Source organism: Natrinema soli, from assembly GCF_028618695.1.
On record NZ_JAQIVI010000835.1, the window covers coordinates 1 to 717 of the forward strand.

General features: G+C 68.5%; 1 protein-coding gene. It reads right to left on the minus strand.

Going from position 1 to position 717, the window contains the following annotated elements:
• Window positions 1-717: thiolase C-terminal domain-containing protein (locus PGX04_RS33720; RefSeq protein WP_417585118.1), on the minus strand; the 717-nt coding region annotated here is incomplete at both ends.

Here is a 717-nt window from a genome sequence, read left to right on the forward strand (position 1 = left end):
TCGTCGACCTGTCGCTCGCCCGTGTAGTCGCCGCGAAGCTGACGGGCGGCCTCGATGAGGACGAAGACGCCGAAGTGGCCGGGATGGCAGTAGGAGAGCCCGCCGCCCTGGGTATTCATCGGTAGCTCGCCGCCGGGGGCGGTCGTCCCGCCCGCGACGAACTCGCCGCCCGCGCCCTTCTCGCAGAATCCCAGATCCTCGAGGGTGACCAGCGCGGTGTAGGTAAACGAGTCGTATATCTGGGCGACATCGACGTCGTCGTGGGTAATACCGGCTTGCTCGAAGGCCTTCGGTCCCGTCACCGCAGCGCCGGTCGTCGTCATATCGGGCATCTCGCTGATGTCCTGGCGGTGCGTGCTCGTGGAGGCGACGCCCGCGACGGCGATCTCCGGCACGCCGAGTTCCGCCGCCTTCTCCTCGCTAACGAGGACGACCGCACCGCCGCCGTCCGAGACGAGACAGCAGTCGAGCAGGTTGAACGGCTCGGAAATCCGTCGTGAATCGAGCACGTCGTCGACGGTAATCGGCTCCTGCTGGGCCGCTTTGGGGTTCATCGACGCCCACTCGCGGGTCGCGACGGCGATCTCCGCGAGCTGTTCCTCGGTCGTGCCGTACTCGTGCATGTGCCGGCGGGCGGCCATCGCGTAGGCCCCGGGCGGCCGGAACAGTCCGGTCGGGCGGACGAAGCCGTCGACCGGGTGGGTGACCTCGAGCGAC